This is a genomic window from Phyllobacterium zundukense (assembly GCF_002764115.1).
In the GTDB taxonomy this organism is placed as follows: domain Bacteria; phylum Pseudomonadota; class Alphaproteobacteria; order Rhizobiales; family Rhizobiaceae; genus Phyllobacterium; species Phyllobacterium zundukense.
In genome coordinates this window covers 295,325-317,456 of record NZ_CP017943.1, presented here as the reverse complement: position 1 = coordinate 317,456, position 22,132 = coordinate 295,325, and the positions used below count along the sequence as shown (strand labels likewise).

At 56.8% G+C, this 22,132-nt stretch carries 21 protein-coding genes and 1 pseudogene; 13 read left to right on the top strand and 9 right to left on the bottom strand.

Translation table 11 applies throughout. The features are described from left to right. The first annotated feature begins 55 nt into the window (after nucleotides 1-55). Genes bioB through panD form a run of 6 tightly spaced genes read left to right on the top strand, consistent with a single transcriptional unit; the run spans nucleotide 56 to nucleotide 5,559 of the window. Nucleotides 56-1,060: a biotin synthase BioB gene (gene bioB / locus BLM14_RS27190; protein WP_100003184.1), complete on the top strand. Its 1,005-nt coding sequence runs from the start codon at nucleotides 56-58 to the stop codon at nucleotides 1,058-1,060. Further along, a complete protein-coding gene (locus tag BLM14_RS27185) occupies nucleotides 1,057-2,202 on the top strand; it encodes an 8-amino-7-oxononanoate synthase (RefSeq protein WP_100003183.1) in 1,146 nt (381 codons plus the stop codon). The genes bioB and BLM14_RS27185 overlap by 4 nt, the downstream gene beginning before the upstream one ends. Beyond that, nucleotides 2,199-2,837, top strand: coding sequence for a dethiobiotin synthase (gene bioD / locus BLM14_RS27180; protein WP_100003182.1), 639 nt, complete (start codon nucleotides 2,199-2,201; stop codon nucleotides 2,835-2,837). The genes BLM14_RS27185 and bioD overlap by 4 nt, the downstream gene beginning before the upstream one ends. Further along, nucleotides 2,834-4,099 carry an adenosylmethionine--8-amino-7-oxononanoate transaminase gene (locus BLM14_RS27175; protein ID WP_100003181.1) on the top strand — a complete coding sequence of 422 codons (1,266 nt, stop codon included), beginning with the start codon at nucleotides 2,834-2,836 and terminating at the stop codon, nucleotides 4,097-4,099. The genes bioD and BLM14_RS27175 overlap by 4 nt, the downstream gene beginning before the upstream one ends. 2 nt (nucleotides 4,100-4,101) lie before the next feature. Next, nucleotides 4,102-5,088, top strand: coding sequence for a beta-ketoacyl-ACP synthase III (locus BLM14_RS27170; protein WP_100003180.1), 987 nt, complete (start codon nucleotides 4,102-4,104; stop codon nucleotides 5,086-5,088). A gap of 36 nt (nucleotides 5,089-5,124) precedes the next feature. Further along, a complete protein-coding gene (gene panD, locus BLM14_RS27165; protein WP_100003418.1) occupies nucleotides 5,125-5,559 on the top strand; it encodes an aspartate 1-decarboxylase in 435 nt (144 codons plus the stop codon). Between the two features lie 459 nt (nucleotides 5,560-6,018). Here the strand turns inward: panD and BLM14_RS32210 are convergent. The 3 genes and pseudogenes from BLM14_RS32210 to BLM14_RS27150 form a co-directional block, all read right to left on the bottom strand. Then, nucleotides 6,019-6,364, bottom strand: a pseudogene (locus tag BLM14_RS32210) (3-oxoacyl-ACP synthase); the annotation flags it as partial. 325 nt (nucleotides 6,365-6,689) lie between these two features. After that, entirely contained in the window at nucleotides 6,690-8,516 is a 1,827-nt protein-coding gene (locus BLM14_RS27155; RefSeq protein WP_100003179.1) for a DGQHR domain-containing protein, read from the bottom strand. Between the two features lie 18 nt (nucleotides 8,517-8,534). Further along, complete coding sequence (locus BLM14_RS27150) at nucleotides 8,535-9,488, bottom strand: DNA-methyltransferase (RefSeq protein WP_100003178.1); 954 nt, start codon at nucleotides 9,486-9,488, stop codon at nucleotides 8,535-8,537. Nucleotides 9,489-10,038: 550 nt separating this feature from the next. Here BLM14_RS27150 and BLM14_RS27145 point away from each other — a divergent pair. Both BLM14_RS27145 and BLM14_RS27140 read left to right on the top strand, forming a co-directional pair. Beyond that, on the top strand, nucleotides 10,039-10,293 hold the full coding sequence (locus tag BLM14_RS27145) for a hypothetical protein (protein WP_237143684.1): 255 nt from the start codon (nucleotides 10,039-10,041) through the stop codon (nucleotides 10,291-10,293). 369 nt (nucleotides 10,294-10,662) lie between these two features. Beyond that, nucleotides 10,663-11,241, top strand: coding sequence for a hypothetical protein (locus BLM14_RS27140; protein ID WP_133123930.1), 579 nt, complete (start codon nucleotides 10,663-10,665; stop codon nucleotides 11,239-11,241). 35 nt (nucleotides 11,242-11,276) lie between these two features. On the opposite strand, the gene BLM14_RS32385 is transcribed toward BLM14_RS27140, so the two are convergent. Both BLM14_RS32385 and BLM14_RS27130 read right to left on the bottom strand, forming a co-directional pair. Next, nucleotides 11,277-11,807: a CHAD domain-containing protein gene (locus tag BLM14_RS32385; RefSeq protein WP_157929622.1), complete on the bottom strand. Its 531-nt coding sequence runs from the start codon at nucleotides 11,805-11,807 to the stop codon at nucleotides 11,277-11,279. After that, entirely contained in the window at nucleotides 11,800-12,858 is a 1,059-nt protein-coding gene (locus tag BLM14_RS27130; protein WP_162293262.1) for a CYTH and CHAD domain-containing protein, read from the bottom strand. The genes BLM14_RS32385 and BLM14_RS27130 overlap by 8 nt, the downstream gene beginning before the upstream one ends. A 601-nt stretch (nucleotides 12,859-13,459) precedes the next feature. On the opposite strand from BLM14_RS27130, the gene BLM14_RS27125 reads away from it, so the two are divergent. The 5 genes from BLM14_RS27125 (at nucleotide 13,460) to BLM14_RS27105 (ending at nucleotide 17,452) form a co-directional block, all read left to right on the top strand. Continuing rightward, nucleotides 13,460-13,702, top strand: a complete 243-nt coding sequence (locus tag BLM14_RS27125) for a hypothetical protein (protein ID WP_100003174.1) — start codon at nucleotides 13,460-13,462, stop codon at nucleotides 13,700-13,702. Then, the gene (locus BLM14_RS27120) at nucleotides 13,702-14,019 is read left to right on the top strand and encodes a hypothetical protein (RefSeq protein WP_100003173.1); all 318 of its coding nucleotides are present in this window, start codon (nucleotides 13,702-13,704) and stop codon (nucleotides 14,017-14,019) included. The genes BLM14_RS27125 and BLM14_RS27120 overlap by 1 nt, the downstream gene beginning before the upstream one ends. A gap of 128 nt (nucleotides 14,020-14,147) precedes the next feature. Beyond that, nucleotides 14,148-14,375 carry a hypothetical protein gene (locus BLM14_RS27115; RefSeq protein ID WP_100003172.1) on the top strand — a complete coding sequence of 76 codons (228 nt, stop codon included), beginning with the start codon at nucleotides 14,148-14,150 and terminating at the stop codon, nucleotides 14,373-14,375. A 486-nt stretch (nucleotides 14,376-14,861) separates the two neighbouring features. After that, nucleotides 14,862-16,037, top strand: coding sequence for an FMNH2-dependent alkanesulfonate monooxygenase (ssuD, locus tag BLM14_RS27110; RefSeq protein WP_100003171.1), 1,176 nt, complete (start codon nucleotides 14,862-14,864; stop codon nucleotides 16,035-16,037). Next, on the top strand, nucleotides 16,034-17,452 hold the full coding sequence (locus BLM14_RS27105) for an FAD/NAD(P)-binding protein (RefSeq protein ID WP_157929621.1): 1,419 nt from the start codon (nucleotides 16,034-16,036) through the stop codon (nucleotides 17,450-17,452). The genes ssuD and BLM14_RS27105 overlap by 4 nt, the downstream gene beginning before the upstream one ends. 54 nt (nucleotides 17,453-17,506) lie before the next feature. Here BLM14_RS27105 and BLM14_RS27100 read toward each other — a convergent pair whose 3' ends face one another. From BLM14_RS27100 to BLM14_RS27085, 4 genes are all read right to left on the bottom strand, one after another. Continuing rightward, complete coding sequence (locus BLM14_RS27100; RefSeq protein ID WP_100003169.1) at nucleotides 17,507-18,754, bottom strand: SfnB family sulfur acquisition oxidoreductase; 1,248 nt, start codon at nucleotides 18,752-18,754, stop codon at nucleotides 17,507-17,509. A 24-nt stretch (nucleotides 18,755-18,778) separates the two neighbouring features. Further along, nucleotides 18,779-19,582 carry an ABC transporter ATP-binding protein gene (locus BLM14_RS27095; RefSeq protein WP_100003168.1) on the bottom strand — a complete coding sequence of 268 codons (804 nt, stop codon included), beginning with the start codon at nucleotides 19,580-19,582 and terminating at the stop codon, nucleotides 18,779-18,781. Between the two features lie 75 nt (nucleotides 19,583-19,657). Further along, nucleotides 19,658-20,992, bottom strand: a complete 1,335-nt coding sequence (locus BLM14_RS27090; protein ID WP_100003167.1) for an ABC transporter substrate-binding protein — start codon at nucleotides 20,990-20,992, stop codon at nucleotides 19,658-19,660. Nucleotides 20,993-21,091: 99 nt separating this feature from the next. Then, nucleotides 21,092-22,132 carry a branched-chain amino acid ABC transporter permease gene (locus BLM14_RS27085; RefSeq protein WP_100003166.1) on the bottom strand — a complete coding sequence of 347 codons (1,041 nt, stop codon included), beginning with the start codon at nucleotides 22,130-22,132 and terminating at the stop codon, nucleotides 21,092-21,094.

The window sequence follows — 22,132 nt, the reverse complement described above, 5'->3', positions numbered from 1 at the left end:
ACAATTATAGATAAAAATAGATTGCATCTACCAAAAGATGACGACGAGTGCGAGAATGTGGGAGAATGTAGCCGTGGCGAGACGTGATTCTAAGAAAAACCCGTCCTTCAGCACCTGCAATTCATTAAAAGAAGCCAGAATTATCTATAATTTGCCGTTCAACGACCTCGTCTTCCGGGCTCAACAGGTTCATCGGGCGAATTTCGATCCGAACGCTATTCAGATGAGCCGGCTTTTGTCGATCAAGACCGGTGGCTGTCCGGAGGATTGCGGCTATTGCAGCCAGTCCGCCCATTATCCGACAGGCCTCAGGGCCTCCAAGCTCCTGGAAGTCGAGCGTGTAGTGGCAGAGGCACGCAAGGCCAAGGAGGGCGGCGCGACGCGCTATTGCATGGGCGCTGCCTGGCGCAATCCCAAGGATCGCGACATGAATGCTCTGGTTGCCATGGTCGAGGGCGTGAGAGCGCTCGGGATGGAAACCTGCATGACGCTCGGCATGCTGACACCGGAGCAGTCCAAAAAGCTCGCGGGTGCCGGCCTCAATTACTACAATCACAATGTCGATACGTCCGAGCGCTTTTATTCGCAGATCATAACCACCCGTACATTCGAAGACCGGTTGGAAACGCTTAGCAATGTCCGTGACGCCGGCATCAAGGTCTGCGCTGGCGGCATTCTCGGGTTGGGTGAGACAGTCGATGACCGCATCTCAATGCTGGTTACGCTCGCCAATCTGCCGGAACCACCGGAGAGCGTGCCAATCAACATGCTGATCCCGATCCCCGGCTCCATGCTCGCCGATGCGGCGCCGGTCGATCCCATCGATTTCGTGCGCACCATTGCGCTGGCCCGTATCCTGATGCCGCGTTCGCACGTGCGGCTCTCCGCCGGCCGCACGGAGATGGGCGACGAGATGCAGGCTCTTTGTTTCTTTGCCGGAGCCAATTCGATCTTTGTCGGCGATACGCTGCTGACGGCCGACAATCCCGGCGAGGATCATGACGCCGCACTCTTCCGCCGACTTGGATTAAAGCCCATGGAACTGGAGCCAGCGTCTTGAGTTTGCCGGCGCTCGCCCGCTACGAGGCCACGCTTGCCGGCCTCAGGCGCCAGTCGCGGATCCGCGAACTTGCACCGCAGCAAGGCGTGGACTTCACCTCCAATGATTATCTGGGGCTCGCCAATGCGCCCCGCCTGAAGGCTGCAATATCGGCTGCGATCGACCAAGGTGTGCCGGTCGGCGCCGGCGGCTCGCGGCTCCTGCGCGGCAATCATGCCGAACATGAGGCGCTCGAAGCGGAGGCGGCGGCGTTTTTTGGCGTTGAGAAAGCCCTCTATTTCGGCAGTGGATTTGCTGCCAATGTTGCGCTCTTCTCTTCCCTGCCGCAGCGCGGCGACCTGATCGTCTGCGATGCGCTGATCCATGCCAGCGCCCATGACGGCATATCAATGAGCAAGGCAGAGGCGGTCGCCGTGCCGCATAAAGAGGTTGAAGCCTTTGACCAGGCGATCCGCAACTGGCGCGAAGGCGGTGGCAAGGGGCGTCCGTGGATCGCGGTCGAGAGCCTTTATTCGATGGACGGTGACCAGGCGCCGGTCTTCGCGCTGGCCGATCTCGCCCGCCGGCATAACGGCTTCCTCGTCATCGACGAAGCGCATGCCACCGGCGTGTTCGGCCCCGGCGGCCGCGGCATTGCCTCAGGGCTGGAGAGCCGCGGCAATATCCTGGTGCTGCACACGTGCGGCAAGGCGCTTGGCGTCTCCGGTGCGCTCTTGGGCCTGCCTTCGGCACTCGCCGACTATCTGATCAACCGTGCACGCAATTTTATCTATTCGACCGCGCCCTCCCCGCTGATGGCCGCTGGGGTGCGAGAGGCATTGCGTATGATTGCCGACGAACCGGAGCGTCGCACGCGACTGGAGCGCCTGAAGGATTTCGCGGGCGAACAATTGCACTCCAGGCTTGGCGTCAGCCCCAGCGGTTCGCAGATCCTGCCTGTCATGATCGGCCACAATGGCCGATCGCTCCGGATCGCCGGCCGGATGCAGGCCGAGGGTTACGACATCAGGGCAATCCGGCCGCCGACCGTGCCGGAAGGCACGGCGCGTCTTCGAATTTCCATCACGCTCAATGTCAATGAGGAGCAGATTGCGGGCATGGTCGGGCAACTGGCGGCAGTGATCGAGGAGGACCAGCCATAAGCCCCCGCTTCGTGATCTCCGGCACCGATACCGGCATAGGCAAGACCGTCTTTTCCGCGGCGCTCACTGGTGCGCTGGACGGATACTACTGGAAACCCGTCCAGTCGGGCCTCGACGGCGAGACCGACAGCGAGACGATCGCCCGACTGAGCGGTGTTCCGCGCGGGCGCATCTTGCCGGAAGCCTATCGCCTTTCAACGCCCGCCTCGCCGCATCTCTCGGCTCGTCTCGACGGCGTTGCCATCGATCCGGGGAAGCTCGTGCCGCCGATGACCCGCCGGCCATTGGTGATAGAGGGAGCAGGCGGGCTACTCGTGCCGCTCTCGGACGACCTCGTCTTCGCCGATATTTTTGCCCGCTGGCAGATTCCGGTCATCCTTTGCGCGCGGACGTCGCTCGGCACGATCAACCACACGCTGCTGTCGCTCGAATTAATGCGGCACCGCGCCATCCCGGTCCTCGGCATCGTCTTCATCGGCGCTGAGAACCGCGAAACGCAGCGTATCATCGTCCAAATCGGCGGCGTTCGCTCGCTCGGCCGACTGCCTTGGCTTGAGAACACCACCCCCGAAGGGCTTCGCCGGACGTTCCGCGACAACTTCGAACTTGCTTCCTTTGCAAAGGTGCCCGCTTGAACCGGTCGACCATCTGGCACCCTTTCACCCAGCATGCGCTCGAACCGCCGATGAGACGCATCGTGTCGACCGAGGGTGCCTATCTGTTCGACGAGGATGGCAAGCGCATTCTCGACGCGATCTCGTCCTGGTGGGTGATCACGCACGGGCATCGTCATCCTGCGATCATGGAAGCAATCCGCACGGCGACGGAGACTTACGACCAGATCATCTTTGCCGAATTCTCGCATGGGCCCGCCGAAAAACTGGCCAAGGGCCTGATAGAAGTGGCGCCGGCTGGATTGAGGCACGTCTTCTATTCCGACAGCGGCTCTACCTCGGTCGAGGTGGCGCTCAAAATGGCGCTCGGCTATTTCCACAACTGGGGAGAATTCCGCGACCGTATCGTCGTGATGGAACATGGTTACCACGGCGATACGATCGGCACCATGTCGACCGGGGAACGGGGCGTCTTCAACGCCGCCTATGAACCGCTGCTGTTCGGCGTAGACCGGCTTGCCTTCCCCGAAGCGGGCCAGGAACAGCGGACGCTCGACAGATTCGAAACATTCTGCCGTTCCGGCCGCGTGGCGGCACTGCTGATCGAGCCTCTGGTTCTCGGCGCAGGCGGCATGAAGATGTATGGTGCCGGCGTGCTTGCTGGGTTGAAGGAGATCACTGAGCGCCATGGCTCACTGCTGATCGCCGATGAGGTGATGACCGGCTGGGGCCGGACGGGAACGATGTTTGCCTGCGAGCAGTCCAATATTACACCGGATATCTTGTGCACCTCCAAGGGGTTGACGGGCGGCGCGCTGCCGCTCGCAGCAACGCTCTGCACCGGCGCGATCTTCGACGCTCACCTTTCCACCGACCGGCGCAAGACCTTCTTTCATTCAAGTTCCTATACCGCCAATCCGATCGCCTGTGCCGCCGCTGTTGCCAATCTCGAAATCTGGCGCAGCGAACCCGTCCTTGAGCGGATAGAAAATCTCGCGGGGCTGCATCGGCAGAACCTTGAGAGGTTTCATGGGGACCGACGTTTTGCCGCTATTCGGCAGATCGGGACGATTGCGGCGCTCGAGCTTGCGGTGCCGGCCGGCGGTTACCTCGCCGAGGTCGGCCCTCGCATGCGGCAGCTGTTTCGCGAGCGCGCGCTGCTCATCCGTCCGCTCGGCAACGTGATCTATCTGATGCCGCCCTATTGCGTGACGGCGGAGGAGCTCGGCTGCGCCTATGACGCCATAGATGAAGTGGCATCGATCGTTCTCGGAAAGGTCTGACGATGCTGACCTGGTCTTCCCACATGGCCGGTTTTGGTCATGCCGTTCCGGCGCGATGCGTCGAGAATGCCGAGATCGAGGCGCAGCTCGGTCTGGGCACAGGCTGGATCGAACGCAGGACCGGCATCCGCACGCGCTACTGGGCCCAAGACGGCGAGACGCTGAGCGGCCTCGCCGCCGAAGCAGGACGAATGGCGCTCCAGGATGCCAGGATCGCCAGTAATGAGGTCGCACTCACCTTGCTTGCGACCTCGACACCGGATCATCTGTTGCCACCTTCGGCCCCGCTGCTGGCCCACCGGCTGGGACTGGTGAACTCCGGTGCGATCGATCTCGCCGGCGCCTGCTCCGGCTTTCTTTATGCGCTCGTCCTCGCCGACGGCTTCGTCCGCGCCCATGGCCGCGCCGTGCTGGTGGTCGCCGCCAATATCCTCAGCCGCCGCATCAATCCCGCCGAAAGGGCAAGTGCGGTGCTTTTCGCCGATGCGGCGGGCGCCGTCGTGCTCGCGCCCGGTAGAGACCGGCAAAGCGGCCTTCTCTCCGCCGATCTCGCATCGGATGGCAGCGGCTACGATCTGATCAAGATACCTGCCGGAGGCAGCAACCGGCCTTTCGCCCGCGATATGAGTGCACAGGACTTCCTGATGACCATGCAGGACGGCCGCGAGGTTTTCTCACGCGCAGTCGCGCTGATGACAAGAACCTCGAAGCGGGCGCTGGAGCAGGCGGGGATTGGAGCAGCAGCCGTGGACCGTTTCGTTCCGCACCAGGCGAATGCGCGCATGTTCGACCTGATTTGCGGCAACCTTGGAATCGAGCCGGAAAAGACGATCCGCACGATTGAAACCTTCGGCAATTCGTCGGCTGCCACCATTCCGCTCTCCCTTTCTGTCGCCAACATCAAGCGAAGGTTTGTGGAAGGTGAGAAGCTTTTGCTCACCGCGGCCGGGGCAGGACTGACAGGCGGTGCGATCGTGTTTGCCGTTTGAAAAAATTCAGTGTTCGAAAAAAGGGAGAACGTCGGGGTGAAAAAGTTCGTAGGCGCCAAACTGCATGGTCTGCGGGTAACGGAGTCGAAGCTCGACTACCACGGATCAATAACGATCGATGCAGAGTTTTGCCGCGCGGTTGGAATCGTCCCGCTCGAATACGTGGAAATCTGGAACAAGATGTCGGGTGCTCGGATAAGCACCTATGTCCTCTACGGGGAAGCTGGCTCGCGCTGCTGCATACTCAATGGCGCAGCGGCGCGAACGTGTCAGCTTGGGGATGAAATCATCATAGCATCCAGCGTCTATTGTCAGATCGATGAAGCGATCGAGATGAAGCCCAAGGTTCTGGTGTTCGGCCAGGAGAACGAGATTATCGACCGGATTACCTACGACCTCTTCCGACAACCGGACGGCACACTGGATATGACGATAAAGAGTTCGGCCGACGGCTGCGAATCCGACTGGTGACGAACAGAGTCGATCTAGAACTCCAGCCGAACCGGGCGAACAAGCCTGTTGTAACCTGAACGGCGCCGCCTGCTATGAGCACTTGACGAAGGGTGGCTGCGCAACGCCAACCGCCCTGATCAATGCGCCCAAGAAGTGCGTCGGACTACGGCGTGGATTTCGATTGGCGGAGCTTGTCGGGATCTTCCTTCGGGCTGCGCGGATCGGCAAATATCAATTGCACGGGATGTCCTTTCGGGTCGGGCGGACGCGCTGTCCATCCCTTCTTGTCTTCGTCCCGAAGACATCCCCGAACCGCCGGTTGCCATTGCGGCGGAGCTTGCGGATAAGCGAGGCTAGCCTTGGGCCTAGGCCCGGGCCCGGCACTGCGACCGGCGCGATTGCAGAAACCGTCAGCCGACGGGCCGTCGTGCGAACCGGTTCCCACTTCCCCTGATTTCATTGTCCAACGTCTGTCACGGAGCAGGCTCCGGCAAGATCGATCGCGCCGGCGTTCGCCAGGCCCAGATGATGGGCAAGCAGCGGTGCCGAGGGCGGCAGCAGATGGTCAGGGGTCGAGGTGGCCAGGATCGTCAACGCGATGTCGCCAGGGTCTATGTTGGCATTGTTCATCGCTAACGAACCCACCTTTGCTGCAAGATCGGTAAGCAGTTCTCCTTGCACGACCCAGCGCCGCGCGCGGATGCCGATCCAGCGCTCGATCCAGCCGGGTTCGAGATCAAGCTGGTTTTCGATCTGCGCAAACGCGGCGCTCTGGAGCGTAATGGCAGAACCCGGCGATACGGCTTGCCTTGACCGAACTCATCGGTGACCGCCTTGGACAATTATGTCCGCGCCTCATCAATGGCTTCGTAGATCCGGTCGATATCCGCATTCGTCACGCATAGGCGTTGCGGGACCAAGTAAATTGCCTCTTTCGGCCAAGACAAAGTACGCGCCAAGGTCACCCCATCTGGCGGGCGTTTTAAGGGACCGGTATTGATGCTGGAGCAAGGTCGGAGCGAATCCACAGTCGTTCGGCAACACGTTATTTCGGGGGGAAACGCTCGGTGCCAACATTCGACTGGCGACATCGAAAGTCGGTTCAAATGTGCCTTACTTCTTCAGCTGCCTACGCGACCCTGACACTGTCAGGAGGTGGTCTCAGGTTCCAGCTCAGTCGGAACTGATTTGTCTTCTGCTAGTTCCTTTTTTCCGTCAGGCTTAAACTTTGCGGCAAAGATTTCCTGAGCCCTGCGATTGTACTGGCTCGAACGGAATTCCTTGAAGGGGAAATTGCCGACCCCCGCCAATTTCGCTTTAAGAGTCGCGAAATCTGTTGGCATATCGTTCTCAATAATCAGTCTGAGGATTATCAAAAATGTATTGATATAGGTCACTGTAATCACACGGTCAGCCACGGAACGATCAGCCGTCCACCGCTCGGTCCCTACATCGCTTTTCACTGCATTGAGAAATGCGTTGATCTTGCTAGTTGCAAATTGCAAGTACGCAGCAAGGGCTTCGGAAGAACCTTCGCTTGCGATAGTGTCCTTCTGGGGGTGCTCAAATAAGCGAAACAATGAATCTTGCCCGCCCAATTTAATAAGTGGACCCAAGCCATAGCTGACAATCGAAGTACTCTTCAGCTTCCCATGGTCGAATGCGTGGGTTTCAACATAACCTGAAAGCGGACCTGCGCTCGCTAGCCTCTGCATAATTTGCTTCCCGATAGCTGTGGGACTGTAAGGACGCAGAATTACTTCAATCTCCTGCCGGAGAGCTGGTGGCGCGTTTGTCTGGTTGGAGTTAATTGCAAGAAACAGGGTCGCTTCAAAACGCTCCGCATCTTCCTTTACTGTGTCTGGGGGATATATGATCCCTGTGACCAAGAGGTTTTGCTGGTGCCTCAGATGCTTGATCTCTGGATCGTCTTCTTTCAACTCATAGTAAGAATACAGGCGATGCTGCCCATCAATTAGACCTATTGAATTGGCACGGAGCGGGAGATTTATCGATACCGCCTGGGTATTCGTCAATTCTGAGATTTCGATGGTTTTATCATCCTTCCCGACCGGATGGACATCCGATGGAAGCGTTGCAATCAGATTGTTTACGAAGACCTGCCTGTCTGATTTAAGCTTCTTTCGTATGGCCTCAATCTTCTTTTTCTGGATCATCCGTTGGTAAGCCTGATAGGAACCTCTCCAGCCATCCCGGCGTAGCACATAAGCCCTGCCAAGCAGCGCCGCGGCATCGGCATAAAACGAAACAACTTTGTATCCAGCGGGAAAACCAGAGGAAGATTCTGGGAGGATAGAACCTTCGTATGTCTCAATAGCTTTCTTTTTTGAGAATACACCTTTTTTGGCAACGTCTGCAGGGTCCACTTCGAGAAAGTCCAACATTTCAGGAATGGTGGATACCTTAATAGTCGACGCCAGTTTGTCGAAATACTTCAGCTGGGGGAAATCAAGGTATATGGGTTCAGTTACAACCTGTTTGGTTGACTCATCAATGTCGTAAACTGAGCAGTATATAATGCGGACAATGAGATTGTCTGGATGGAATTTTGCGCCCAGGCGGGCGTCAAAATCAGGGAACATGGCACGAAGATAGGCAACAAACGCCTTTGCATCGTTCAAGACATTGGAGAAAAGTATTTTCTTTTTTTTCAGATGAGACGAGGTGTCCGAAGATTGCGAAGTCGTATATTCGGCCAAGATGATGAGATTCTCGTATATGAATGCATCATCAAATTCGCCGGCCTGCTTTCCCCAAATGATATCCTTATTAGCTATTTCAGAGACACGGTCGAAGCCCGTGTTCAAAAACGTACGCCTCACGCAATTCATGTGATTGCGCTTAATGCGTTTTTTCTTTTTTTCCTCGGGTGACTCCTTTGGCTTTTTCGCCTTTTTGGCTTTGATCACCGTTTTTTTGGCTTTGATCACCGTTTTTTTGGCTTTGATGGCCATCTTTCCCCTCACCCGGTCTTATTCGGCAGCTTCGGTCAGCCACTCTGCAGGAACAGTTGCTACTCCTTCGCCTTCCTTGGGGCGGCGAACCGGTCTCCCCATCGGTCGCGTAAACAGCCGCCCTGATTTGTGATTTTCCAGCCGCTCTTTCGCTAAATCCACGTAGGCTGCGCTTTGATCTATCCCTATACCGATGCGCTTGTGCTTATCGGCGGCAATAACACTGGTACCAGTGCCCACAAAGGGATCCAAAACATTATCACCGGTCTCTGTTAAAGCCAGGATACAGCGCTCCACCAATTCACTAGGGAATGGACAAGGATGTATTGTCTTTTCAGGGTGGTTGGCTTTGACGTTTGGAAGCTCCCATATAGGACTATCAACGAACGCCTCACTTGGTGAAAAAGTCCAGAAATCGGACGGATTTTTGCCCTTTGGATTTCCGCTAGGCGTGCCAGCCTTTGCCCCCTTTGATCGAGAATGACGTTTTCCTGGGTATATTTGAGGAACAAGCACAGGCTCAAGTTGAAAAAAGTAGTCATCCGAACGAGTGAACCACAACATCGTCTCATAGCGTCCAGAAAAACGCTTCATGGCGTGCAGACCGAAGTTGAAGTGCCAAATAATCCGGTTTCGAAGTTTGAAACCAGCGGAAGTGAACATCTCGTAGAAATAGTAGTCGAGAGGGAACACTTCACCGTTGTTGACGTAGTTTCCAACCTGCCAACAAACGTGCCCGTCGTCCGTAACTTTGTCCGTGATTTTTGACACTATCGGTCTGAGCCATTCCAAATATTCATTGAGGGAACGCTTTTGATCACGTTCATATTCTTTGCCAATATTATAGGGCGGGGAAGTAATTATAAGTCGGCATGAATTGTCATCGATTAAATCCAAGGCATCGAAGGCGTCACCCTCGATAAGGCGATGCGGGAGGTTTTCAGTTAGGTCACCTGCACCATTTACATCCACGGTATTTTCGCCCCCGAAATGCGAATCGAATCGCGTTCATTACTCGACATAGTTACTCGACGAATTCACACATGTGCAACTCACAGCAGTCTGAACGTTGAGAACTTAAGTTTGTCAACTTTGCCCGCCACCTTCCAACGCTTCGAAACGCACTCCGCTGGTGCCTTCCGGCGACCATTGCCGCCTCCGGAGCTGACATTCCTACCTCGATTGCCTTTGACAAACGCTTGCGGGATGCAACTTGCTTAGCCATGGGAATGTTGACGGCTCATTCATCTCAACCGTTGGCTAGGGATCGGAAAATTTACTATCGGCCGCCTGCTGGCGGAACAGATCAAGGGACGTTTGATTGACAATCATTTGCTTCACGACGTTGCAATTCCGCTGTGCCGGAACCAATGACCCGCACAGATGGCCGCACTACGAGACAATCCGTAAAGTTGCATATGAATCCAGCCATGTCGTGTGGCTGAAACTGAGCGGCCTGAAGGACTAAGAACTGAAGCCGATCATCCTCGATGGTGACTGGACTTTCGTCACCAAAAACTCGGTGGATTTCCGGGGGCCGAAGGACAAGCCCGGAACGAAGGGCCAGTATGCGAATGTCGCCATTCATGCGGGGCTAGTCTGCCTCAACGGTCCACCCGGCATGGACCTCGACCTGCAGGTCGAGTTATTCGAGCAGGCGCTGCGCGAAATCGGTGACAACAATGACCTTCTAAATCAGATTCTTGAAGTCACAGCCGAAGACGACGAAACACTTCACATTCTGCGTTACGCGCTGCCAACTTCGCGAACGCTATGACGGCTGAAACCGCATCGGCCATCCGCACTTTCGGGGCCTACAGCGCCGGCGTTGATGCGGCTGACATCGACCCGGAAACGAGCTGCCGAGGCACGCTCCTGCTTCTGGCCGAATTGCGCTGCGAGGAACAGCACGTGGAAGATCTAGTCACTCACGGCTCATCTCCACGGTCGGTTGACGGATGGATGAAGTGTCATGCCCAGAATGCAGGCAGAATGTGACAGTTGCGTAACAAACAGTTCGTTCGAACCTCCCCAATGTATTTATAAATTGCCTCGAATTTACATAAAATTACGCCGTTATTTCATGGAAGAAAGTCGCCTCTGATGAATGGCAACTGCCGTCAAAGCACTGACAGGAGTAGTCCGAGTGGCCGACATGACCAGGCTCAGCAAGGCAGCGGTATCCACGCAGGTTCGAGATACTGCCTGGCTTGCGCACATCAAACAGATCCGTAGGCAGCTGTCCTTTTCGAAAGGCAAGGCGCTTCTTCACCAGATTTTCGACGATGCAGAAGTCGCCCGTCCCTTTGTCAAATGCCTGCCGGCGCATCATCGCACCTTGGGATTTGCGACACAGGAACACGAGATTTTCTTGCAGGACGTGACATGGGACGACATCGTCATTCAATGCGCGGCAGAGCTGCTGCTCGGTCCGGCAGATAACGGAGCGCTCAACAATGCAGACAGTGTCGGGCATGAACAGCTGGAGAACTATTTGTACCTTGCAACATGCTACACGGGATTGAACCGGAGAGCGCTTGACGCCTATGCATCGGAATTATCCGCGGTAGCTGGCCTTATTGTCCGGCCTCGCCTCACAACCGGGCCGACACATTCGTCCTGGGCGAAAATCAAACCAGGTGACAGCCTCTACGAAACAGCCATCGGCACCGGATGCCGGCTTTACAAACGCTCCGGTGAACCGCAGCCGCTGCGCGATACGTAACAGGGAAATGCGCTCCTTGTCGGACGCAGGGCATTTCAGGAGGGCCAGAACGGCGCAGCGCGTTTGAATCTGCACCACCTGTCGTGCAGCCGGTCGGCTCCGGCAAGCTCGAGATGTCCTTGCCAGCCGGTTACCACGCCGATGGCGCGATGCACATCGGGACTATCCACACGTTCCCGGATATCGGACAGCAATGTTCGCGAGGTCCGGATGTCATTGGTTTCGCCCAATGCATCCTGCAGCCGCGACAGTTGCCTGAGATATTTCTTAGTCGACGCCTGACGGGAATAAAGCGGCAGAAAGAACTCCGTGGCGTAGCGCAATTTCTTCAAGGTAAGCCGCAGCTTGTGGCGCGCTTCTGGTCGCATCTGCCAGAAACCCCGCCCGCACTTGAATGCCTTGCGCTCTAAACGGGCAAGGAGGCGGGACGCAAACTTTACCAGCGGCTCGGTCAATTGGCCGAGGTCCTGGCTTGCAACATCGTTTCGCCAGCTTTGCTGCTCAATGGCGAGCCCCAACGACAACAGGAAGCGGTTGGTTTGCGGGTCGGCAATGCTTTCACGCACTGGGCTTGATCCCGGAGGGAGCGCTGGCGTTGCCCAAGGTGGAGAATTCGATATCCCGCAGATTGGCCTTCTCGATACCGGCAAGCGTTGAATCGATAAAGACATCCCAATTGCGAGCCGGTCCGAGCGTCCGGGCGAAGCGCTTTGCTTCTGAGTCTAGCGCCTGCAGCGAAGGTGCGTCCAGCTCACGCCGCAGAATATAGAAGGCCGTGTGCAGTCGCCGCAGGGCCACACGCAACTGATGGACGCCTTCGGGTTCATGACCGCTTGCGGCGGGGCAAAGATTGGCCAGTATTTGCTGCTGACAGCCCGACAATAGTTTGGCAATCCCCTCATCGGCGCTGTCTTCACGGCGCAGATTTGACGAACCAGCCTTCACAGCGGATGGACTGATCTTCAGTGCCAACGCATAGCCGCGCGCGGATTTGCTCTGCGTTTCAAGGCAGAGCGGCGCAACATCCAGCAAGCCGAGACCGAACTGGTAAAGCGCCGCGGCCCTGCCCTGTTTCAGTTCAAGCTCGATTTCCGACACCGGCTCCTGCTCGGCTCCGGTCACACCGTCGTCGAACGCAACTTCGATCTGCCCATCCGGCACATCGAGGGCAATCGCATGCCGCCGTATCCTGGCGACAAGGATCGGGACAAGCTGATCAACGGCGATCGTGTTGAAAATCCCGTCAATTTCGGCCGTTGGCAACACGCTAAGATCCGGGGCAAGCGTCCCGACCAATGCTTCCCATTCCTCGCGTACCAACGGACCGTTGATTGTCGGCCGCTTGATTGTTTGCGTAAACTGTTTGCCGCTGCGCCGCACCCGTAAGCACACGCCGGCGTCAAACAGCTGGCGATCCGTCGTGTCGTAATACGTCGCTTCCAACCGGCGGATTGTTCCCTTGTTGCGCGCGCATTGTAGTATGGCGGGTGAGGTTCGAACCTGATTGAGGACGCTCGGTAAGGCACGCAGCTTCAGCTCAGTTTCAATGGGCGCAAAGCTGGGGGCAGCTCCGTTATTGCCGTTGCCTGCCTGGTTTCCGGTGCCGCGGACTGACATTGTCGTTGCCCCCCTTTTCCCCATTTGCTCCCTCAAGAGAGAAATCAGCCAAGCTGTTCGACCGCCACATCTGGCCGCTCCTCCTTCGAGGACGTGGCAGGATCAACATCGCGAAACGATAGCGCGCAGCGATCAAACCCGCTTGGGCTACAACGCACGTCGACTTGGGCGGTGAAGAACTAACGCCTTGCCAATGTGTTGCCGATTAGGAACAGATCATCCAATTGACCTTGGTGCCGCTATCGCGGTCGACGACCTATTTGATTTGGTACCAAAGGAGCAGGAGCGGCGTGGCTGGCTATCGCCTTCAAGATTGCGGCGGGCGCATTCTTTGCCTGGATGACGTGGCGTATTGTGCGTGAACCAGCAGTCCAGACATTGACCAGGGTGACTGCCTTTGAAGCTGGAGCATGCCAATTCCGGCCGGTATGCGTTGTTGACATCGATTTCTGCAATTGCAGTGCGCAGGGCAGCAAACCCCATCGAGGTGGAGGCGTCCGTTTCCTGCCGTGATTAAGATTTGTCGATCGCCCTTTACCCGATGGAATAGTTGACACAATGCTCTGGCAATCTGTCTGCGCCCACTGGAACCATCCCCTTCATGACCCAACCCCCTCGGCTCATTGTTGTCATGGCATTCTTCAGGTCGGATGACGGTGAGCTCGTGCCGGCGTTTGACGCTGCAGAGTTTGACAGCGAAGAGCAGGCACTTCGCACCGCACGGCAGTTGGCTGGCAATTACGTCGGCGTGATCGCCTGGAGCCGGGAGGCAGAACCCGGTATGGATGGTTGCGGGCCGCCGACAGTTTTGTTTCAATCTGGCGAAATACCCGATGTGGAGTGATGATGCGAGTACGCGACGGGATCAACCGCGATCTGATCAGCTACGCTAACGATGCATTTTTTCTCTTAACCCATGAAAAACAAGCGCTTCTTCGCGAGGCATCTGCCGCGATCCGTTGTTACCAGACACTGGTTGCGATCTCGGGTCAGACTGCGAACGATGCTGATCTCGCAGCTCGGTTGAGCCGGTTCGCCGACGATATCGATTTCCGCTACGCTGACGAAACGAAAGCGATCATGCTTGAGGCGGCAGGCACAATCAGAATCCTGCGGCTGATGCTCGGCATCAAGCAGGAGATCCTTGATAGAACCCCTTGAGCCTGAAGCACGGATCGCTCATTTGCCCGGAAAACCGAAGTCTTGGCAGCCTGTCAGAGATGGGAGCCGGCTGTCTGAAAAATGATACATGCCGATCATATGATTTAGTCTTTAATTTGGGATCTCGCATGGATCATATCCGCTTTACTGAATGTCTCGCCTACCTTTTCTGGTCGCAGGAAACCCTTGCCGACATACTCGAATGCGATCGCTATCTCGTGCGGGCATGGGCGGAAGGCACGCGGCCGGTCCCGGCATGCATCGCCGCCTGGATTGAAACGCTCGCTCTCGTGCACGAGGTGACGGGGATCCCGGATGGTTACAAGGGAAAGCAACTTTGCGAGTGTATGCATTAACCCGTCTCCGGAGGAGATCGCCATCGAGCTGTAATATAGTCCTGCCGCCATTGCCCGCCTATGGCGTTGCGGCTTTAAGAAGAGTGGGTTGCGCGCTGAGTTTTGAATTGCGGGATTTGGCAACCTGGCTCGTGTCAGCGCCCGGCGAAGATAGACTGACCTTCAAACCAGTTTCTAAAGTTATGTAACTGGGCCGGTTCTGCCGGTCGGAATCGAATTTTGCACCCTCCCGATCCGGATCAATTGTAACAAGGATTTTCGGGACTCAAGTATTGGTCGCCATTTTGAAAATTTGAATTCCGCCCAAGCAACGAGATTAGCAAATCATTTCTTCTTAGCCACCGGCTGCCAATTTATTCTTTCGTTTTCCGACACGATCGGATGTGCGGTTAATTTACAAGGACAATCTCGATGGTCACGTTCGGCTCGCTCAACTCCACCCTCGCCTCGCACAAGATTGCTTCCTGAAGCTCCAAAGGATTGACAATGACCATCTCTGTTTCAGACAAAATCAAGGTTCTTTGGTTTCTTCCCACGCACGGCGACAGCCGATATCTCGGCACCTCGGAGGGAGGCAGAGCCGTTGACCTTCCCTATCTCAAGCAGGTGGCGCAGGCGGCCGATACACTCGGCTACTATGGTGTGCTGTTGCCGACCGGCCGCAGCTGTGAGGACAGCTGGGTTGTCGCCTCCGCCCTGGCACCACTGACCGAGCGGTTGCGCTTCCTGGTTGCCGTCCGTCCTGGCCTGCAATCCCCGACGCTTGCGGCGCGCATGACAGCAACGCTCGACCGCATTTCCGAGGGGCGATTACTGATCAATGTTGTCACCGGCGGCGATCCGGTCGAAAACAAGGGTGACGGCATCTTCCTCTCGCATGACGAACGCTATGAGGTAACGCGCGAATTCCTGGATATCTACAAAGCTGTGCTCCGCGGCGAAACGGTGGAATTTACGGGAAAGCATTTTAAAATCGAGGACGGGCGGTTGCTCTTTCCGCCGCATCAGACACCGCACCCGCCGCTCTATTTTGGCGGCTCATCCGAAGCGGCCAATGCTGTTGCTGCCGAACAGATCGACAAGTACCTGACCTGGGGGGAACCGCCATCGGCGGTGGCGGAAAAGATCAACAGCGTCAATGCTCTGGCCGAGAAAACTGGACGCAAGGTCAGTTTCGGTATCCGCCTGCATGTCATCGTGCGCGAAACCAATGAAGAGGCATGGGCCGCGGCGGACAAGCTCATCAGCAAGCTTGACGACGATACTATCGCCGCGGCGCAGAAAGTCTTTGCCCGCATGGATTCGGTCGGCCAGTCTCGCATGAGCCAGCTGCATGGCGGGCGCCGTGACCAGCTCGAAGTCAGCCCCAATCTTTGGGCCGGTGTCGGACTTGTGCGCGGCGGCGCCGGAACTGCTCTGGTTGGTGATGCGGCAACAGTGGCAGAGCGCATGGACGAATACCGCCGGATTGGCATCGACACCTTTATCCTGTCCGGGTACCCGCATCTTGAAGAGGCCTATCGTTTCGGTGAACTGGTGCTTCCGAACCTGCCGCTCGACCATGAAATTCGATTGAGCCCGACGTCAGTCAATATGGGACCCTTTGGCGAAACTGTCGCCGGGGACCATCGCCCGGCAAGCTTGAGGGCAAGCCAATCGTGACAGCAGTCGTCGTTGCGATCATCGGCGGCGGTTTTTCCGGAACCGCCATTGCCTATCATCTGGCGGCACAGACACGGCGCAGCGATGTCGAGATAGTCGTGATTGAACCGAGGGAACAGCTTGGCGGTGGTTTGGCCTATTCAAGCAAGGATCCGGCCCACCGGATCAATGTCCCCGCCGCCAAGATGACGATGATCTCTGCTGAGCCAGAGCATTTCACCCGATGGCTGGCAAACGATGTGACCAGTGTCGGAGATGTTCTGGCGCGGACGACCAGGGGAGATGAATTCCCGCAGCGTTCGGTATTCGGGCGCTATGTTCACAATCATGTCGGGCCTTTCCTCGAGACGGGCCGTATTTGGCACGAGCGTTCAACGGCATTGAACATCACACCTGTCGGCCAGCGATACTCGATTGCCCTGACCGACGAAAAGAATGTCGACGCTGACATTGTTGTCGTCACCACCACCCACCCGCTCCCCTCCATCCCAAATGCCTTGCGACCCTTGATTGGCTCGCCCCGCTTCATTGCCGACCCCTATGCTGAGAATGCGCTTCAAGAAATCGAACAGGATCATGCGGTTCTTGTCGTTGGCACAGGCCTTACCGCCGCCGACGCGATCGCCTCGCTCGACAAAAACGGGCATCGCGGTGACATCGTCGCTCTCTCGCGTCACGGTTATCGCTCTCGTGGACACGCCACACAAGCCGCTGAGCCATTCGGCAGTTTTGGTAATGACGAAACCGCATCCAGTTTATTGAAGACAGTGCGTCAGGTATTAAAAGGAGCGCAAAACCAAGACTTGGCCTGGCACCCCGTCCTTGATGCCCTGCGCGATCAGGCACCGGTGATCTGGGCCACATTGCCTTCCGACGAGCGACGGCGGCTGGTGCGGCATTTGAGGGCACTTTGGGATGTCCACCGCTTTCGCGTGGCTCCACAAGTGGAGGATGTGCTTGATCGCCGTTTGGGTGAGGGCACACTTGAGATTGTCGCAGCTTCACTGCATTCAGCGCACCAAGCGAGCAGGCGATTCAAAGTCTCATATCGACGCCGATATACCCAGAGCCTTGAAAACGGAGGCTTCGATGCCATTGTCATCACCACTGGGCCTGCCCATGCCGCGATTGACCAAAGTAATCCGGTGGTTCGGTCGCTGTTCAATCAAGGCCTGCTCGCCTCTGACCCTGTCGGGCTTGGCCTTCATACGGCGAAGACCGGGCAAGCAATTGGCAAGAAGGGCGAGATCGCCCGCAAACTCTTCATCGGCGGGCCGCTGGCGCGTGGTACCTTCGGTGAATTGATGGGCGTCCCGGAAGTCACACGGTACGCGGAATTCATTGCCGAACGTGTAAAAGAAAGCGCCTTTGAAGCACGTCAGGACAAATCGGTAGCATCACAGAAAAGGAATTGAGGGCCATTCCGGCCCTCAAAATTTGCTCCCGCAAAGTCTGTCGAACGGCGTCGTTCAGCTCCAGGCGTGAAGCGGAGGCTTTTCGCCGTTAAGGAAATAATTTCCAAGGATCGCATATTTCCAGCGGACCGGATCATGCAAGGTATGGGTCCGAGCATTGCGCCAATGCCTGTCCAGATTGTGTTCGGCTAGGGTTGAGCGTGTACCCGCTAGTTCGAACAGCTTGTTTGTGGCGGCAATAGCGATTTCTGTCGACAGTATCTTCGCCTCAGCCGTGACAATCTGGGCCTCGGCCACCGTTTCTGCATTCGGGTTCAACACCGCGCGGTCGATGGCATAGCCCGCCTTCTCGAGAATCGCCTGCGCTGCATGCAGACGCAGAGTGAGATCACCCACCGCCTGGAGCGTATAGGGATCTTCCCAGGCATGATCCACACCGCTGTCAACCCAGGCACGGCTTTTCGTCCGCACGAAGCTCACCGTTTCATCGATCGCCGCCTGGGCGATGCCCGTATCGACAGCCACCTGAATAATCTGGAAAATGGCACCATCGGCGGTTGGTTTGTCGTAGCCCTTGTAGCCGGGCACCAAATGTGATTTCGGTACTTTGACATTGTCCAGGATCACTGTTCCGGACAGTGTGGTGCGTTGACCGAAGCTTGACCAATCATCAATGACAGTCAGACCTGGCGCATCGCGTTCGGCTATCGCATACCAGGCTCGGCCTTCGTCATCGAGGGCGACGATCGGAACCAGGTGCGCCAGAAGCGCACCGGAAGAGTAAAATTTCTGGCCGTTGACGATGACATGGTCGCCTTTATCGGTGAACCGTGTCTCAAAATCGGCCGCGCGCTTTGACCCGAATTCAGAAAAGGCATTGCCGAAACGCGTACCTTTCAGGACTTCGGCAAACAGTAGCTTCTGCTGATCCGGATCCGAAACGGTACGGATCGCTGCCACAACGCCAAGATGGTTCTGAGCGATCTGACCAATGGAGGAATCCGCAGCGGAAATGATTTCGATCACCTTTGCAAGTGTCGCGTAAGAAACCTCCGGGCCACCGAATTCTTTCGGAACGTTGATTGACCAGAGCCCGCTCTGCGAGAACGCATCAAGTTCGGCAACAGGCCAAATTCGTTCGCGATCACGCTGTGCGGACTCTTTTATGAATGTCTCTGCCAATGTCCGCGCGACAGCTATTGCCTCGGCATCGCTGCCGACAACATGAGCGGGCTCAGCAAGCCTTGGAACCGGCGGGACCGCTCTAGCAGCATTGTCGATGTTGACTTGGGAAATGGTCATGGACTTCTCCTTTTCGATATGGATTCAAATGGCAACTGCAGGCGCAGGGCGAACGGGTGCAGGAGCCGCGAACGACACGGTCTTCTGGCCAAGATAGAAGTTCTTGATGTCCTCGTTATCGCGAAGCTCGTCTGCCGCGCCGCTTAAGACGGCAACACCGTTTTCGAGGATTGTTGCCCGATCGGCATATTTGAGTGCGACTGTGGAATTCTGTTCAGCCACGAGGATGGCAAGGCCGGTTTCCCGGTTGAGCCGGCGGAGCGTCTTGAAAATGTCCTGCACGATCAGCGGTGCAAGGCCCATCGACGGCTCATCGAGCACCAGCAGCCGTGGACGCGACATCAGCGCCCTGCCAATTGCCGTCATCTGTTGCTCGCCACCTGATGTGAGGCCAGACAGTGTCCGGCGCTTTTCTTTAAGGCGCGGGAAATACGCATAGATATTTTCCAGATCATCGGCAATTTCTGCCCGCTTGGCGCTCCGGCCAATCCCGCCGGTAATGAGATTTTCCTCGACCGTCAGGCTGCGGAAACAATGACGGCCTTCCAGCACCTGCACGAGGCCGGACCGGACGAGATCTGCCGGGCTGATGGCAGACACGTCACTCCCATCGAACTTGATGGAGCCGGCTGTGATCTGCCCCCGCTCCGCCGGAAGCAGGTTCGAGATCCCCTTGAGCGTTGTTGTCTTCCCCGCACCGTTTGCTCCAAGGAGTGCAACGATTTCGCCATGCCCGACGGTCAGGCTCACCCCATGCAATGCCGTGATGGCGTGTTTGTAGGTGGCTCTGACACCATCGATAGCAAGCAGAAAGTCTTTGTCGGCCATACGATCATCTCCTGAGGTTGGGCTGAAGCAACGGCAGTCGAACCAGGCAGCGACGCTGCCCGGTTCGACTTGGCTTCAGTTGGTTGCAGCTTCAGCCTGTTCGGAGGTGCGTAATTTGATACCTTTTTCTGCCGCGTAGGCTTCGGCAGACTTCTCGATGATCGGGCGAAGGAGGGCCCAGTCTGGAGCTATCCAATCCGAGACGACATTCCATTTCTTGCCGTCCCACTGCTGGAAGGTGACGTAGCCATTGCCCTCATGATTGTCCCAGGTGACATTGATCGAATGGAACAGGCCTTTGGCACCCAGTGCCTCAACGCGTGCCGGATCGAGTTGCAGATGCTCGAAACCCCAACGCACCTCGTCGCCTGTCAGCGTCCGCTTGCCGAATTTTTCCTGAGCGATGCGGATAGCCTCGACATTCAAGATCCCGTTGACAATGCCAAGGTTGTGGTAGACCGAGCCGATGCGGCTCTTGTCCTCAAGGTTGCCCTTGCCATTGTCATAGAGTGTCTTGACGATCTCTTTGACAACCGGATATTCGGCGCCGGATGCCTGTGTGGTGATAGCCGTATAGCCTTTAGCGGCATCGCCCGCCGGAATGGCATCTTCTTCGGAGTTTGACCAGACATTGCCAACAATATGATCAACCGGGAAGCCAACCTTGGCTGCGCTTTTCAATGCAACGGGGTTCATCACTCCCCATCCGCGCAGCACCACGTAGTCGGGTTTCGCGCGGCGGATCGTCAGCCATTGCGCCTGCTGTTCATTCCCGGGATGCGGCACTTCGATCTGCTGCAGTTCGAAGCCATATTTCTTCGCCAGAAGTTCGTAAATCGGAATGGTTTCCTTGCCATAGGGTGAGCCGTGATAGAGCACGACAATCTTCTTGCCCTTGAGGTTTTCCAGGCCGCCTTCCTTGGAGGCGATATAGTTGACGATGCCTGACGTCTCGCTATAGGGGTTGAGCAACAGTGGAAAAACATAGGGGAAAACACGCCCATCGGTTGAATCGGTACGGCCGTGATTGATGGTGATCAAGGGTACCTTGTCCTTTGTAATGCGGTCGATCATCGCGTAGGCAATGCCGACGGAAAGTGGGTTCCAGGCAGCGACGCCGGGATTGTTTTTGAGACGCTCATAGACTTCAACGCCGCGTTCCACTTCGTACTGCGTTTCGCCTTCCGACCAGGTGAGCTTGACGCCATTCACGCCGCCGTCGCGGGTGTTGATGAGGTTGAGGTAGTCAATGAACCCACCAAAGAAGCCGGTGCCGCCGGCCGCATAGGGCCCGACACGGTAGCTTTGCAGCGGAAAATACTGCTGGTCCGCATAGGCTGCCGGCAGCGCGATGGAAAGGCTCAGCCCTGCTGCAATCGCAGCGACTTTGAGTTTGTTAAAAATCGTCATTTCTGGATACACTCCTCTCGTTGACCGGAGAAATTTGCCGGTCGGATGTTGATTACTAGGTAGTTTTATTGCGGGAGAGCGGTCAGGCTCCGGCATGGATCACACCCGTCCGAAGACGGCGGCAGATCGTTTTCGAATTCTGTCCCAGAGCGACACCAGACCGTCGGGCTCCAGAATAAGAAACAGAATGATCAAGGCACCCAGAACGATGCGCTGGCTCATGTCGAGCACGCCCGAATTGAAAACGTCTCCGAGCAAAAACGAACCGAGCCTGGAAAGAGCCAATGGCAGGACCACCAGGAGGGCAGCGCCGAAAAACGCGCCGCGAATGGATGCGAGCCCGCCAATGATAATGATGAACAGGATCTGGAAGGACCGGTCGAGATTGAACCCGGCAGGCTCCACTGTTCTCAAGTAAGCGAAAGCCCAGAGCACCCCCGCAACGCCGATAATGAAAGACGATATGGCAAAGGCCAGGAGTTTCGTCTTCAGGACGGGAACGCCGATGATCCGAGCCGCCGCTTCATTGTCGCGCACGGCAATAAAATTGCGGCCTGATTGGGAGGACACCAGCCGATAAGCAAGAAAGGTCAGCAGGACTACGACCGTCAACGAGAACAGGTAGCGCCCGGCGGCTCCGTTGAATGCAATGCCGGCGATCGACAGTGCCGGCGCATCGATCACACCCGAGGCGGAATCGTTGGAAAACCAGCTGAATTTCGTCAGCGCCCATTGCACGAAGAATTGCGCGGCAAGGGTCGATACCGCGAGATAGAAGCCTTTGAGACGCAGGCTCGGCAGGCCAAAAACAATGCCGATCGCTGCAGCAGCAAGCCCCGCCAGAATGATACTGCCGATGAGCGGCAACCCCTCGACGCGAAGGTTGAAATTATACGCGGCGAAGGCACCCACCGCCAGGAATGCCGCGCTGCCGAGCGACACCTGCCCGGCATAGCCGGTCAGAATGTTGAGCCCCACTCCAGCCAGGCTCAACGCCAGGAAGGGCAGCAGGATGGCTTCGAACAGATAGCTCGTACCGATGAACGGAATAACGAGATAGGCCACGCCAAGCAGCAGGACCGGAGGCAGCCATCCCGGAATCCGATGGGATGAGGAAAAATCGGAAGCGATAGCGGTCAT

Bases quoted from the DNA above. Each gene is read 5' to 3' on its own strand.
- bioB (WP_100003184.1), top strand. From the start codon at position 56: ATGTGGGAGAATGTAGCCGTGGCGAGACGTGATTCTAAGAAAAACCCG.
- BLM14_RS27125 (WP_100003174.1), top strand. From the start codon at position 13,460: ATGACCCAACCCCCTCGGCTCATTGTTGTCATGGCATTCTTCAGGTCG.
- BLM14_RS27085 (WP_100003166.1), bottom strand. From the start codon at position 22,132: ATGACCGCTATCGCTTCCGATTTTTCCTCATCCCATCGGATTCCGGGA.
- BLM14_RS27090 (WP_100003167.1), bottom strand. From the start codon at position 20,992: ATGACGATTTTTAACAAACTCAAAGTCGCTGCGATTGCAGCAGGGCTG.
- BLM14_RS27170 (WP_100003180.1), top strand. From the start codon at position 4,102: ATGCTGACCTGGTCTTCCCACATGGCCGGTTTTGGTCATGCCGTTCCG.
- BLM14_RS27115 (WP_100003172.1), top strand. From the start codon at position 14,148: ATGGATCATATCCGCTTTACTGAATGTCTCGCCTACCTTTTCTGGTCG.
- BLM14_RS27095 (WP_100003168.1), bottom strand. From the start codon at position 19,582: ATGGCCGACAAAGACTTTCTGCTTGCTATCGATGGTGTCAGAGCCACC.
- BLM14_RS27120 (WP_100003173.1), top strand. From the start codon at position 13,702: ATGATGCGAGTACGCGACGGGATCAACCGCGATCTGATCAGCTACGCT.
- BLM14_RS27100 (WP_100003169.1), bottom strand. From the start codon at position 18,754: ATGACCATTTCCCAAGTCAACATCGACAATGCTGCTAGAGCGGTCCCG.
- BLM14_RS27130 (WP_162293262.1), bottom strand. From the start codon at position 12,858: ATGTCAGTCCGCGGCACCGGAAACCAGGCAGGCAACGGCAATAACGGA.
- ssuD (WP_100003171.1), top strand. From the start codon at position 14,862: ATGACCATCTCTGTTTCAGACAAAATCAAGGTTCTTTGGTTTCTTCCC.
- BLM14_RS27155 (WP_100003179.1), bottom strand. From the start codon at position 8,516: ATGGCCATCAAAGCCAAAAAAACGGTGATCAAAGCCAAAAAAACGGTG.